The sequence below is a fragment of the Vallitalea sediminicola genome (assembly GCF_054408565.1).
This window is the reverse complement of record NZ_BTPT01000407.1, coordinates 1-276: the sequence shown is the minus strand read 5'-3', so window position 1 is coordinate 276 and position 276 is coordinate 1. Positions and strand designations below refer to the sequence as shown.

Here is a 276-nt window from a genome sequence, read left to right as displayed (position 1 = left end):
CTACATAGAGCCTGTCTACACCAAGCTGCTCAAAGGTAACAACGCTATCCTTGCGTTCTCTTGCTTCAAGCTTTTTCAGCCGTTCAATCAGCCCCTTTTTGGTGCGTTCAAACTGTTTGACAGTAAAGCCCTCACCCCCGCTTGCCTTTACCTCTCGGATACCTTGCTCAATTTCATCAATCTGCTCACGGAGCAGGCGTTCCTGCCGTTCTAAAGAAACAGGGATACGCTCAAACTGGCTGTGACCGATAATTACCGCATCATATTCGCCTGTGG

Annotated in this window: 1 protein-coding gene; it reads right to left on the bottom strand. The window is 48.9% G+C overall.

The window, feature by feature from the left end; genetic code table 11:
* On the bottom strand, nucleotides 1–276 hold a 276-nt coding region (locus ACX6CF_RS27215), incomplete at both ends, for a hypothetical protein (RefSeq protein WP_458788497.1).